Source organism: Pseudophaeobacter sp. 1A09344, from assembly GCF_041008745.1.
Lineage (GTDB): Bacteria > Pseudomonadota > Alphaproteobacteria > Rhodobacterales > Rhodobacteraceae > Phycobacter > Phycobacter gallaeciensis_A.
The window spans coordinates 250506-262673 of record NZ_JAXGFS010000007.1; the positions used below are offsets into that span (position 1 = coordinate 250506).

The window sequence follows — 12168 nt, forward strand, 5'->3', positions numbered from 1 at the left end:
GCGAAACATCCGCCGAAACCAGGGCGCAAGGCGCCGTATGAGATCAGGACCCGAAAGCGGGTCCGTTGGGGGACAGGCGCAGGCCTGTCCGCAGCCGCGTGAACGGCAGGTCTGCCGGGCTGAAGGCCATCGGCCCCGGCGCCAGACAGACCAAGGTTTTCCCGGCGATCGGATCGAAATCCGCCCGGAAATGGGTTGAGCTCTTGAGAACGAGAATGGATTGATCCTCGGGCGTGATGCCGACAAAGCGGAACATCTCGCGGTCGGCGAGCTGAGCAATCTGGCTGGTAACGACCACCCGTACGCCGCCGATCCGCAGGCAGGCCGCCGGGCTGAGATCGAGCCAGGTGCCGCCATAATAAGGACCGGTCGCCTGCAGCTTGTCCGTGACCAGCCGCTCCACCACCGCTTCGGTTTCAAACGGCACGTCCTCGGGGAAGTCGGGATGCCCGCCAAGAGACAGCGCCACGCTGCCCCCCTCCCCCGCAGCAAAGGCGCGCGAAACGGACTCCGGGTCCACGATCAGGCCAAGGGCCGCATTCTGCGCATCCGCTTCGACCAGCGCACGCAGCATGCCAGTTGTGGTGGCAGCGCCGCCGGCACCGGGGTTGTCCTGCGTATCGGCCAGAACGATGGGTCCTTTAACACCTGCATCCAGCAGGCGCTGCGCCTCGGCTACGCCTTCGGCTGCCGTATAGGTCCGGCTGTCAAAGGCGCTTTCGGCCTCCCCATAGGCCGCCGCGATCTGATCGACCGCAGCGTCTGCCGCCGCTTGTGTCGGGGCATAGGCGATTGCGCAGGGGCCACAGTCAGGAATATCCGCCGCCGGGAACCCCATGAACAGGGAGGCCGCCGTACCTGCATCATCCATCTGTGCAACCGAGCGGTAAAGCGATGCCCCCGGCTCCATCGTCGTGCTCTGGAACGAGATCGGCACCATATAGGGCAGGCTGCGATAGGCCTTGGCCGGGAGGGTTCCGCTGCGCAGAATATCATCCAGCAGCCGCGCTGCCCGGGCGCCAGTCTCGGCCATGTCCACATGCGGATAGGTGCGAAAGCCGGTCAGCACATCGACCATTTCCACCAACCGACGCGAGATATTGCCGTGCAGATCGAGCGCGACGGCAATCGGCACATCCGGCCCAACGACCGCACGCACACGGGTTGCGAGTTCGCCCTCACCATCGTCCAGATGGGTGGTGACCATGGCGCCATGCAGATCGAGGAAAACACCATCCAGCGGCCCGGCAGCCCGGATGCCATCGACGATGCGTTTGGCGATGCTTTCAAAAGCCTCTTCGGTCACATGCGCCGAAGGAATGGCGCCCGCCCATAGAACCGGCTCCACCTGCCAGCCGCGCTCTGCCGCGACGGTCAGGGCACCGCTGATACCAAGGTTCACACCCTTGCCAGCCTCAAGCAACGCCGCGCCTTCGGTCAGGGGAATATAGCCGCCCCCGAGCTGAAAGGCCTGCAGATCCGCGGGATTGGGCGCGAAGGTGTTCGTCTCGTGAAGAAATCCGGCCAAGGCGACCCGCATCAGTCATCACTCCGTGAAGAACAAAGTTGCCGTTACGGCAATCTTGCAATATGTATTATATAGTGATACAGTCGTATCATGAATTAATCGTAGGCATCCAATTTCGGATTCGTCAACACTCAGGCGGACTCATGCGACCCAATGTCAGAACAACCCCAGGCAAAGAGCTGAAATTCGAAGCAGAAGAGGGCGACGCGCTTTTTGTGCGCTCGGCGGCGCGATCCATGCAGGTCCTTGCGGCCTTTCACGGGGTCAACAAAGCGCTCAGCCTGAGTGAAATCGCCAAGCTGTCAGGACTGGACCGCTCCGCCACCCAGCGCATTGTCCACACGCTGGCGAAACTGGACTATATCCGGCGCAGTTCGGATGATCGCGGCTATCTGCCCGGCCTACGCCTTCTGGATCACACGCTGGATGTGCTGCGGCTCGACCCGCTGGTGCAAAAGGCAACGCCGGTCCTGCTGGAGCTGCGCCGCTCCCTGCGGGAACGCATCGATCTCAGCCTGTTTGACGACACCCGGATGATTTACGCCTTCCGCATCCAAAGCAAACGCGAGACGTTTTACGCCACTCTTGTCGGCCACAGCGTTCCGGCCTTTGCCACGGCGGGTGGGCGCGCGGCGCTGTCGCTGATGACCGATGATGAGGTCCGGGAGGTTCTGGGCAGGTCCGAATTGATAGAATACACCGCCGCAACCCGCACCGATCCCGAGGAAATTCTGGAGCAGGTCCGGATTGCACGTACCAATGGCTATGCGGTGATCGTCGATGAATACCTGCGCGGCGAAGTCGCCATCGGCGTCGGCATTTCACGCGACGGGCGCCCCATCGGCGCCATCCACGTTGCAGGCTCGCTCTCTGAATGGTCGCAGGACGAATTCGAACGTCAGGCCGCGCCGGTGGCGATGGAAGCCGCACGCGATATCATGGCCAGCCTGTAGAGGCTTTGACCACGGCCAAACCGGGCGCTGTTTTTACCTGTGTGGCGGTGTAATCGAGTTTGCGACATCCAGCAGATAAGGCACCAACTCGCGCTCGACCCGCTCAATCGTCCAGTGGAAGGCAGAGACAGAACATTGCACCGACGCGCGGGCAATGCCGTTGGGGCCGCGGATCGGTGCTGAAATCCCGATCTCGTTCAGAATCATCTGATCCTCTGTCAGACTGAACCCACGTTCTGCGGTTCGGGTGATCTGCCGTCCCAGTTCTTCGCGGTCCATGGTGGTGCGAGCGGTCATCTGCCGCAGCGGCCAGTTTTCCAGTGCTTCCGCAACATCCTCAGGCGCCCAGGTGGACAGAATCGCCTGCCCGGGCGAAGTGGACAGCGCTGGCAGGCTGCGCCCGACCAGCATCGCTTCGAAGTTGGTCCGCTGGCAGGGCAGCCGGGTGACATAGACGATATTGGTACCGGAGATTTCAGCCAGGTTCACCGTCTCGCCCAGCCGCTGTGACAGTTCGATCAGCTTTGGCATCGCCAGCGCCACCAGGTGATCGGACCAGTAATAGGCATAGGCCAGCCCGAGCCAGGCATGGGTCGGACGGAATCTCTTGGTCACCGGATCCCGGTTGAGAAAGCCTTCGAACGCCAGGGTATTGGCCAGCCTCTGCACCGCGCTTTTGTCCATTCCGCTGAGCTTGACCAGTTCGGTCAGCGACAACTCAGTATGGTTGCGGTCGAATATTTTCAGCAGTTTCAGACCCTTGGCCAGAGAAGACACATAAAGCGTGTCCTGCTTCCGGTGGGGAGCACTGTTATCGCCACCGGCGTCACCGGACATTTTTCGACTTGACGACATGGGACAGCCTGCCCTCTTATGACATTATTGTGATAGTGAGTATCATATAATAATACCAATGTCAAACCCTGAGTACTGCTGCACCCTATGGCAGCCCTTCAGGTCAACATGGAGTAAACATGAAACGCTTTCTGATCCCCGCGACCGTTCTTGCGCTCAGCGCTGCAGCTGCGCATGCAGATAAGTCCGAAGACGTGCTGAATGTGGCCTTCACCAAGGAACTGGAGAACGTAGACAGCTACTTCAACTCCTCCCGTGAAGGCGTTGTGCTGCAGCGCGCGGTCTGGGACGGTCTGATCTACCGCGATCCCATCACCAACGAATACAAGGGTAACCTTGCAACCTCGTGGGAGTGGATCGACGATCTGACGCTGGAGCTGAAACTGCGTGAAGGCGTGACCTTCCACAACGGCGAACCCTTTGATGCGGACGATGTGGTCTACACCGTGAACTTCGTTGCCGAAGAACAGAACGGCGTGAAGACCCAGCGCAACGTCAACTGGATGAAATCGGCCGAGAAGGTCGACCAGTACACCGTGCGCATTAACCTGAAGGCCCCCTTCCCCGCCGCGATCGAATTCCTCTCCGGTCCGGTCTCGATGTATCCGAATGAATATTACGCCGAAGCCGGCCCCTCGGGTATGGGCCTGGAGCCCGTCGGCACCGGTCCCTACAAGGTGGTTTCGGTCGACCCGGGCAAGCATTTCGTGCTGGAGAAATACGAAGGCTACCACGACAGCCCCAAAGGCCAGCCCGAAGTCGGCACCGTCGACATCCGCACCATCCCCGATGTGAACACGCAGATGGCGGAACTGTTCAACGGCTCGCTGGATCTGATCTGGCAGGTGCCGTCTGATCTGGCGGAAAAGCTGGAGCAGATGGGCAAGTTCACCGTTGCCAACGAAAGCACCATGCGCATCGGTTATCTGACGCTGGATGCCGCCGGTCGCACCGGTGAAGACAACCCCTTCACCGACGTACGCGTGCGCCGCGCGGTGGCCCATGCCATCGACCGCGAGGCATTGGTTTCGGCGCTGCTCAAAGGTAAGAGCCAAGTGATTTCCACCGCCTGCTTCCCCAGCCAGTTCGGCTGCGATCAGGATGTGGTCTCCTATGAATACGACGTCGAAAAAGCCAAGGCCCTGCTGGCCGAAGCGGGATACCCCGATGGGTTCAAGACCGAGTTCTACGCCTACCGCAACCGCGACTACGCCGAAGCGATCTCCAGCTTCCTGAACGCTGTCGGCATCGACACCGATTTCAAGATGCTGCAGTACTCTGCCCTGCGCGAACTGCGCATGAAGAGCGGCACGCCGGTCTCCTTCCAGACCTGGGGCTCCTACTCGATCAACGACACCTCGGCGATCACCAGCCAGTTCTTCAAGCTCGGCTCGCTTGACGATGCCCGCGACGAAGAAGTTGCCGGCTGGCTCGATACCGCTGACAGCGCCACCGATCCCGAAGTGCGCAAGGAAAACTATTCCAAGGCACTGAAAAAGATCGCGGATCAGGCCTATTGGGTGCCGATGTTCTCCTACAACACCAACTACGTCTTCTCCCAGGATGTGGCCTACACCCCCACTGCCGATGAAGTTCTGCGCTTCACCGACATGGAATGGAAGTAAGCTGATCCCTGCGGCGGGGCCCCGGCCCCGCCGTCTCTGCTCCCCGCCCTGCCCGGGTGGTTCTCCCTTATCCTGCCCAGCAAATGAGGTTCCCCTTGCTGCGTTTCATACTGAAGCGGGCCGGGCTGGCCATATTGGTCGCCCTTACGGTCTCGTTGATTTCCTTTAGCCTGCTGTTTTTGTCCGGTGATCCCGCCACGGCGATCGCGGGCGAACATGCCAGCGATCAGGATGTCGAAGCCATCCGCCGCATCTACGGGTTTGATCGCCCGATGCTGGTTCAATACTGGGACTGGCTGGTCAGTGCCCTGCGTGGCGATTTCGGCGAAAGCTACTATTTCAAGCTGCCGGTGGCGAGCCTGATCATGGACCGCCTGTCCATCACCATGACCCTGGGTGTCTGCGGCATTTCCTTTGCCCTGCTGACCGCTGTTCCGCTTGGCGTGGCCGCCGCGATCAAGCCGAACTCGCTGATCGACCGTTTGGCCCTGTTCCTGTCCGTTGCCGGTCAGGCGATGCCCAGCTTCTGGTTCGGTCTGATCCTCATCGTGGTTTTCTCGATCCAGCTTGGCTGGCTGCCGCCCTCGGGCACGGCAACGCCGCTGCACTTCGTGATGCCGACCATCGTGCTTGGCTACTACGCGATGCCCGCGATCATGCGTCTGACCCGTGCAGGCATGCTCGAAGTGCTGTCCTCGGACTACATCCGCACCGCCCGCGCCAAGGGCGCGCCAGAGGGGCTAGTGATGTTCAAACACGCGCTGCGCAACGCGATCATCCCGGTGGTGTCGCTGGCGGCCGTGCAGATGGGCTTCATGCTGGGCGGCTCGATCGTGGTTGAATCCATCTTCGCGCTGCATGGCGCAGGTTACCTCGCCTGGGAATCCATCAGCCGCAACGACCTGCCGACCGTGCAGGCGCTGATCCTTGTATTCTCGATGTTCTATATCGTTTTCACCTTCCTTGCCGACGTTTTGAACGCGTGGCTGGACCCCCGCATGAGGGCCGGATGACATGACCCAGACTGCTGATCCTCTTCTTCAGGACATTATCGGCCCGACCCCAGGCCAGCTGCTGCGCAAGCGTATCTTTGGCCATCAGGGCCTGTTGATCGGCGGCGTGGTGCTCGCACTGCTCGTCATCGTCGCGCTGTTTGCCCCCTATATCGCGCCGCATGATCCCTATGCCCAAAGCCTGCTCGCACGGATGGAACCGCCGGTCTTCCTTGGCGGCACATGGGAACATCCGTTGGGCACCGACCACCTTGGCCGGGACTACCTGTCGCGCCTAATCTATGGCGCCCGCGTATCACTGATGATCGGTGTCGTGGCGGCGCTGATCTCGGGCCTCATCGGTACCGCCATGGGCGTGGCCGCAGGCTATTTCGGTGGCCGCGTCGATGCAGTGGTAACCTTCCTCATCAACGTGCGTCTGGCGATGCCCGTGGTGCTGGTCGCACTGGCCGTGGTCGCAATCTTCGGCGGCTCGCTCACCGTGGTCATCCTCGTTCTGGGCCTCCTGCTCTGGGATCGCTTCGCCGTGGTAATGCGTTCCTCCACCCTGCAGGTGCGCGGCCGCGAATATGTCGCCGCCGCCCGCGCCATCGGCTGTTCCAACACCCGCATCGTGATGTCGGAAATCATGCCCAATATCGTCAACAACCTGATCGTTGTCGTGACGCTAGAGATGGCCCACGCCGTCCTGCTCGAAGCGGCGCTGTCCTTCCTGGGTCTTGGCGTGCAACCGCCGACGCCCTCCTGGGGCCTGATGGTCTCCGAGGGCAAGCAGATGATGCTGTTCGAACCCTGGCTGGTTCTGATCCCCGGCTTTGTGCTCTTTGCGCTGGTTCTGGCGATCAACCTGCTGGGTGATGGTCTGCGCGACGTCACCGCACCTGAAAACCGCAACTGAGGGAGGCAGGCATGACTGACACACCGATACTCTCTGTCCGCAACCTGACGCTGGATATTCCCGTCGGCGGCGGCACCTTGCACGCCGTACGCGGCATCGATTTCGACCTCAACCGGGGCGAAACGCTCTGCATCGTTGGTGAAAGCGGCTCCGGCAAGTCCCTGACCTCGCTCGCGATCATGGGGCTTCTGGGCAAGAAGATCTCGCGAAAGGCGGATCAGCTGTCCTTTGACGGCATCGACCTGATGAAGACCAGCCAACGCGGCATGCGCAAGCTGCGCGGTCTTCGCATGTCGATGATCTTTCAGGAGCCTATGACCTCGCTCAACCCGGCCTATACCATCGGCGACCAGCTTGCCGAGGCGCTGCTGCTGCACAAGCCGGTGTCGAAGGATCAGGCCCGCGCCCGTGCGGTGGAGCTTCTGGAAAAGGTCGGCATCACCGCCGCCGAAAGCCGCCTGTCGCAATATCCGCACCAGCTGTCGGGCGGCTTGCGGCAGCGGGTGATGATCGCGATGGCGCTGATGTGTGAGCCGGAACTGATCATCGCGGACGAGCCGACAACCGCGCTCGACGTGACCATTCAGGCGCAGATCCTGCGGCTTCTGGTCGATCTGCAAAAGGAACTGGGCATGGCGATGATCCTCATCACCCATGACCTGGGCGTGGTGGCCCGCGTCGCCGACAAGGTTGCGGTTATGTACGCGGGCGAGCTGGTCGAGACCGGCCCCGCCACCGCCGTCTTCCAGTCCCCGGCGCACCCCTACACCCGTGGCCTGTTGCGCTGCATCCCGGTGCCAGGCAAGACCGAGCGCGGCGCCGAACTCGGCACCATCCCCGGCATCGTGCCTTCACTGGTGGGCGATGTGACCGGCTGCCCTTTCCGCACCCGCTGCGATCATGCAGTCGCGGCCTGCCGCGAACCGATCCCGCTGCGCGAACACGCCAGTGCTGATCACAACTTCCGCTGTGTCCACGCCGATGGCCACGCCCAGAACTCCGAAGAGGTGCCCGCATGAGCGATACTCCCGTGTTGGAACTGCGCAACGTGTCCAAGACCTATTCGGTCAAACAGGGCATGTTTTCCTCCCCCAAGCCGCTGAAGGCGGTCAATGACGTGTCGCTGAAGATCGGCCGCGGCGAGGTCCTGGGCCTTGTCGGGGAATCCGGCTGCGGCAAATCCACCCTCGCCAAGATCCTGCTGGGCCTTGAACAGCCCACCGAAGGTCAGGTGCTGGTGGATGGCAAGGAACTTGGCGCCCAGAACCGGTCGGAACTGGCCCGCCGCATCCAGCCGATCTTTCAGGATCCCTATTCCTCGCTCAATCCGCGCAAGAGCATCTACGACATCATCTCTTTGCCGCTGCGGGTGCATAATGTCGGTGACAGCGCCAGCCAGGAAAAGGCGGTGCGCGAGATCCTGGACATCGTCGGCCTGCCAGCGCGGGTGATGAATACCTACCCCAGCCAGATGTCCGGCGGTCAGCGGCAGCGGGTGGCGATTGCCCGGGCGCTGATCATGAAGCCCGAGATCGTCATCTGTGACGAGCCAACCTCGGCGCTGGATGTGTCTGTGCAGTCGCAGATCTTGAACTTGCTTGCAGATCTGCGCCGTGAATTCGGCCTCACCTACCTTTTCATCAGCCATAACCTTGCGGTGGTGGAACACCTCGCGAACCGGGTGGCGGTGATGTACCTCGGCCGGATCGTCGAGGAAGCCAGTGTTGAAGGCCTGTTCGACCGCAGCCGCCATCCCTATTCCGATGCGCTGCTGCAATCGGTGCTGACTCCGGATCCCAACAAGGGCGTGCCGGACACGCACCTCGGCGCGGCCTACCCGAACCCGATTGCGCCCCCATCAGGCTGCCATTTCCACCCGCGTTGCGCCAAGGCAATGCCCCAGTGCAGCCAGCTTGCGCCCCAGACCGTTGCGACCGAAGATGGCCGCGTCGAATGCCACCTCTTTGACAGCGCCCAGACCTCTGCGGCCTGATCGGACAGAAAGGAAGACTCACATGGTATCCAATCTCTCTTCGACGCAGGTGACCCGCAAGACGGTGATCGAAACCGAATACGGCGTCGTCGCAGCCCAGCACAGCCGCGCCGCCCGGATCGGGGCCGATGTGCTGGCCGCAGGCGGAGACGCGGTGGATGCCGCCGTCGCCGTCTCCTTTGCCATCGGGGTGGTCGAACCCTGGATGAGCGGCCCGGCCGGTGGCGGCGCCGCCATGCTCTGGCGCGCCGACGAAGGGCGCGCCTATGCACTCAACTACGGCATGCGCGCGCCCAAGGGGCTGAACGTCGCCGATTATCCGCTGTCCGGCGAAGGCAAGGCCGGCGATCTATTCCCCTGGGAAAAGGTCGTCGAAGACCGCAACGTGCAAGGCGCCACCGCCATTGCGGTGCCGGGCACCGTCGATGGTGTGGGCAAGGCCCACGCGCGGTTCGGCAAGCTGCCGTGGAAGGACTTGCTGCAACCGGCCATCGCACTTGGCCGCGAGGGGCTTGCAGTGGACTGGTACGCTGCGCTGATCATCGCCTCGACCACCCGCGCGCTGGCGCAGGACGCCGACGCCGCGGCGCTGTTCCTTGAGGACGGTCAATGGCCAACCATCGCGGGCTGGACCAGCCTCGCGGACAAGCGCATCGACATGTCCAAGATGGCTGATACCCTGTCGCAGCTGGCCGAGGCTGGGGCGCGGGACTTCTACGAAGGTGACATCGCCGCCGCCATGGCCACCGACGTGCAGGCCAAGGGCGGATCGCTTTCGGTCGAAGACCTCGCCAGCTATCATGCAGAGCTGCAGGATCCACTGTCCTTTGCCTATCGCAACGCACGGTTCAACGTGATGCCGGGGCTGACCGCCGGACCGACATTCCGCGATGCCTTTGCCCATCTCGAAGACGCCTTGACGCCCGGCGATCAACCGGGTGCAGAGGCCTATACCGCCTATGCCGCTGCGCTGAAGGCCGCCTATGCCAAGCGCCTGTCGGGCATGGGCGATGATGGCGAAACGCCGGATGCCCCCGGCTGTACCACGCATTTCTCTGTGGTGGACCGGCACGGCAACATGGTGTCCCACACCCAGACGCTGCTGTCGATTTTCGGGTCCCGCGTGGTATCACCTCAGACTGGCCTTCTGATGAACAACGGCATCATGTGGTTCGACCCCGAGCAAGGCAAACCGAACTCGCTGGCGCCCGGTAAACGCTGCCTGATGAACGTCTGCCCTGTTCTGGGCGAGACCGTAAGCGGCAGCCGTTTTGCCTTTGGCGCATCCGGCGGACGCAAGATCGTCTCGGCCGTCGCACAGCTTTCGTCCTTTGTGGCGGACTTTGGCATGGACGTGGGCGAGGCTTTCCACCAGCCCCGGATCGATGTGTCAGGTGGGGAGACCGTGGTCGCGGACGACAGCCTGCCCGCCGATGTGATCGCCGCGCTTGAGGCCGAGCACAACACGGTCACAACCCGCCGCGCCGTCTTCCCCTATGCCTTCGCCTGCCCAGCCGGCGTTCAGCGCAAGGAAGGCCGCAACAGTGGCTGCACCGAAATCATGTCGCCCTGGGGCGATGCCATTACCGAACCTGTGGAGCAGAAATGACCGCATCTACCAGCCGCGACGGCGCAATTTCCCGTGTCAGCAGTTATTTTGACGAAGGCACCTTTCAATCCGACCTGGCCCATTGGGTCACTTACCCTACCGAAAGCCAGAACCCCGAGGCCGCGCCTGAGCTGATGCGCTACCTTGTCGAGGTGATCGAGCCCCGTCTCACCGCCTCCGGGTTTACCTGCGAGATCTTCCCGAACCCCGATCCTGCCGGTGGCCCGCTCCTGGTCGGCGAACGGATCGAGGATCCGGCCCTTACCACCGTTCTGACCTATGGCCATGGCGATGTGATCCGCGCCCAGACCGAACAGTGGCGCGAAGGGCTGGGCCCCTTCACCCTGGTCGAGGAAGGCGATCGGCTTTATGGCCGCGGCACCGCCGACAACAAGGGCCAGCATCTGGTCAATATCGCCGCGCTGGAGGCCGTGCTGGCCGAACGCGGCAGCCTTGGCTTCAACGTCAAGATCGTGATTGAAATGTCCGAGGAAACCGGTTCTGCCGGTCTGCCGGAATTCTTCACCGCGCAGAAGGACCGCCTGAAGGCCGACGTTCTGATCGCCTCAGACGGGCCGCGCCTGCAGCCCGACACCCCCACCATGTTCATGGGCTCGCGCGGCGGTGTCAGCTTCGACCTTGAACTCGACCTGCGCGAGGGTGCGCATCACTCCGGCAACTGGGGCGGCCTGCTGGCGGACCCGGCGATGATTCTGGCCCACGCGCTGACCACCATCTGCGACCGCCGCGGCCAGATCCAGATCCCGGAATGGCGCCCTGACAGCCTCACCGACACCGTGCGCGCCGCGCTGGACGGTCTGCCGCTCGAGGGCGACAGCGGCCCTGCGATCGACAGAGACTGGGGCGAGACCTCGCTGACCCCTGCCGAGCGAGTCTTTGGCTGGAACTCCTTCGCCGTGCTTGCAATGACCAGCGGCGTGCCGGAAGCGCCAGTCAATGCCATCGCCCCTACCGCCCGCGCCACCTGCCAGCTGCGCTATGTGGTGGGCACGGATCCTGATGACATCCTGCCTGCGCTGCGCCGCCATCTGGACAAACACGGGTTCGAAAACATCAAGGTCACCCCGCATGATCGCGGGTTCTTCAAGGCAACCCGGCTGGATCCCGATCACCCCTGGGTGACCTTCGTGGCCGGATCGCTGACCGAAACCGCAGGCAAGAAACCGCATATCCTGCCGAACCTTGCCGGATCCCTGCCGAACGACAGCTTTGCCGATATCCTGGGCCTTCCGACGGTCTGGGTGCCGCATTCCTATCGCGGATGCTCGCAACACGCCCCGAACGAACATGTTCTGAAGCCCGTCTGCCGCGACGCGCTACGCTGCATGACCGGCCTGTTCTGGGACCTGCCAAAGGCGAACGCGGACGGCACCGCGGCCAGCTGACCGCACGTTGCATTTGATCGAAACAAAGGGCTCGCGGCTTTGCGGGCCCATTGTTTCAGGTCTATTTCCCAAAAAGTCCAAGCGCGATTGAAGACTGCCAGCGCGCCACTGTTCGATCTGACTGTGACTCATTGGTAGAACACAAAAACGCCGCCTCAAAAGAGGCGGCGTTTTGCGTTATTTTTGGTTGCGGGAGCAGGATTTGAACCTGCGACCTTCAGGTTATGAGCCTGACGAGCTACCGGGCTGCTCCATCCCGCGGAGATTGTTGGTTATGATCGTTAGAGA

General features: G+C 62.3%; 10 protein-coding genes and 1 tRNA gene. 8 read left to right on the forward strand and 3 right to left on the reverse strand.

Annotated elements, in window-relative coordinates:
• Nucleotides 1-43: 43 nt before the first annotated feature.
• Nucleotides 44-1540, reverse strand: a complete 1497-nt coding sequence (locus SM765_RS14280) for a M81 family metallopeptidase (RefSeq protein WP_274838707.1) — start codon at nucleotides 1538-1540, stop codon at nucleotides 44-46.
• 131 nt (nucleotides 1541-1671) lie between these two features.
• On the opposite strand from SM765_RS14280, the gene SM765_RS14285 reads away from it, so the two are divergent.
• Entirely contained in the window at nucleotides 1672-2481 is an 810-nt protein-coding gene (locus SM765_RS14285) for an IclR family transcriptional regulator (protein WP_274838706.1), read from the forward strand.
• 33 nt (nucleotides 2482-2514) lie between these two features.
• Here the strand turns inward: SM765_RS14285 and SM765_RS14290 are convergent, their stop codons facing one another.
• The gene (locus SM765_RS14290) at nucleotides 2515-3336 is read right to left on the reverse strand and encodes an IclR family transcriptional regulator (protein WP_274839038.1); all 822 of its coding nucleotides are present in this window, start codon (nucleotides 3334-3336) and stop codon (nucleotides 2515-2517) included.
• 119 nt (nucleotides 3337-3455) lie between these two features.
• Here SM765_RS14290 and SM765_RS14295 point away from each other — a divergent pair, with 119 nt between their 5' ends.
• The 7 genes from SM765_RS14295 (at nucleotide 3456) to SM765_RS14325 (ending at nucleotide 11880) form a co-directional block, all read left to right on the forward strand.
• Nucleotides 3456-4961, forward strand: coding sequence for an ABC transporter substrate-binding protein (locus SM765_RS14295; protein WP_274830428.1), 1506 nt, complete (start codon nucleotides 3456-3458; stop codon nucleotides 4959-4961).
• Nucleotides 4962-5056: 95 nt separating this feature from the next.
• A complete protein-coding gene (locus SM765_RS14300) occupies nucleotides 5057-5974 on the forward strand; it encodes an ABC transporter permease (protein WP_065271730.1) in 918 nt (305 codons plus the stop codon).
• A 1-nt stretch (nucleotide 5975) separates the two neighbouring features.
• A complete protein-coding gene (locus SM765_RS14305; RefSeq protein ID WP_065271731.1) occupies nucleotides 5976-6872 on the forward strand; it encodes an ABC transporter permease in 897 nt (298 codons plus the stop codon).
• Nucleotides 6873-6883: 11 nt separating this feature from the next.
• On the forward strand, nucleotides 6884-7891 hold the full coding sequence (locus SM765_RS14310; protein WP_274838704.1) for an ABC transporter ATP-binding protein: 1008 nt from the start codon (nucleotides 6884-6886) through the stop codon (nucleotides 7889-7891).
• Entirely contained in the window at nucleotides 7888-8865 is a 978-nt protein-coding gene (locus SM765_RS14315; RefSeq protein WP_274838703.1) for an ABC transporter ATP-binding protein, read from the forward strand. The genes SM765_RS14310 and SM765_RS14315 overlap by 4 nt, the downstream gene beginning before the upstream one ends.
• A 22-nt stretch (nucleotides 8866-8887) precedes the next feature.
• Nucleotides 8888-10474: a gamma-glutamyltransferase gene (locus SM765_RS14320; protein WP_274838702.1), complete on the forward strand. Its 1587-nt coding sequence runs from the start codon at nucleotides 8888-8890 to the stop codon at nucleotides 10472-10474.
• Nucleotides 10471-11880 carry a M20 family metallopeptidase gene (locus SM765_RS14325; protein ID WP_274838701.1) on the forward strand — a complete coding sequence of 470 codons (1410 nt, stop codon included), beginning with the start codon at nucleotides 10471-10473 and terminating at the stop codon, nucleotides 11878-11880. The genes SM765_RS14320 and SM765_RS14325 overlap by 4 nt, the downstream gene beginning before the upstream one ends.
• Nucleotides 11881-12064: 184 nt before the next feature.
• Here SM765_RS14325 and SM765_RS14330 read toward each other — a convergent pair.
• A tRNA-Met gene (locus SM765_RS14330) sits at nucleotides 12065-12141 on the reverse strand.
• Nucleotides 12142-12168 lie beyond the last annotated feature (27 nt).